Annotated in this window: 1 protein-coding gene; it reads right to left on the bottom strand. The window is 52.5% G+C overall.

The genetic code is table 11. The features are described from left to right. Positions 1-70 precede the first annotated feature (70 nt). A partial coding sequence (locus tag IE099_RS20935; RefSeq protein ID WP_229809636.1) for an Imm26 family immunity protein occupies positions 71-772 on the bottom strand: 702 nt, incomplete at its 5' end.

Here is a 772-nt window from a genome sequence, read left to right on the forward strand (position 1 = left end):
AACGTTCAAGCACACCCAATCCGACCGACTCAGCGCACTTTCACTACTTCTACCACGCCCCCTCCTCCAGTCAATCCTCCAACTCGCCGGCGCGGTCGGATTTGTGGTGCTGCGCATTGTTCGGCCTTGATTTCTTCGCTCTTACTCTCTTACTCGCTCGCCACTCGCGACTCAACCTCGCCTCGACTTCCTTAAGGTCAGCAGGAGTCTTCAACCCTAAGGAGTCTAAAAGCGCATTCTCATCAGGAGATCGGTCCCACCGCAACGGCTTGCCGTCAAGGAAGACCTCGTCTGCGATCTCGCGAAACGAATCGTTACTCACTTGGACAGTCTTGACTGGTAGGGACCGATACTCGGCATTAGTCGCCGGACGCAACACGTCATACCCAATCATCACCTCTCCATTAAGAGTTGTAGTGAGTAGTGGTGGAATCTCTAAGTCATCGGCTTCAAGTGGCAGAAGGCCTAGGATTCTCGACCCAGAATCCTTGAAAGAACGAACATTGAAATCACCTTGCCAGAGCACGGGAGCCCCTGAAATTCCCTCCATTGTTGGAGCCACCGACCCGTGCCATCGAAGCAATCCTGCCCAGAATAGGTTTGATCTTCTTTTGCGATGCTTGCCTTCAATGCAAAGCACTCTTCCGCATGCATAACTTCCGTCGCGAAGAGGGATATCCCAGAACATTCCCGGCTTCAGAAACGAAGTTGACTTCGGAACGAAGGGAATCACTGGAGGTTTCGATGCCATGCGGATTTTTTTGCCGAACGT

The organism is Roseibacillus persicicus (assembly GCF_014651675.1).
Classification (GTDB): Bacteria; Verrucomicrobiota; Verrucomicrobiia; order Verrucomicrobiales; family Akkermansiaceae; genus Roseibacillus; species Roseibacillus persicicus.